Consider the following 237-nt stretch of genomic DNA (forward strand, 5'->3'; position numbering starts at 1 on the left):
AACCTGACCCTGCACGCCTCGACGCACCCGGACCTGCTCGTGTTCTCGAAGTCGCGCTCGGCCCGGCCCGAGGGTGCGCACCGGGACGCCGTGGCGGTCACCGACGCCGGTCCCGCGGAGGACACCCTGATCGTCGTCGTCACCACGTACCCGCACGACGTCGTCGAGGCGACCCTGGCCCTGGACCTCGAGGCGCGGCGTCTGCGCCCCGCGGACCGCGACGCGTCCGGGGGCGTC

1 pseudogene is annotated in these 237 nt (G+C 75.1%); it reads left to right on the plus strand.

What is annotated here, in order from left to right:
- Positions 1-237: pseudogene (locus tag KVS67_RS13090) on the plus strand (alpha-1,4-glucan--maltose-1-phosphate maltosyltransferase); the annotation flags it as partial.

It is taken from the genome of Micrococcus sp. GbtcB5 (assembly GCF_019091605.1).
GTDB classification, from domain to species: Bacteria; Actinomycetota; Actinomycetes; order Actinomycetales; family Micrococcaceae; genus Micrococcus; species Micrococcus luteus.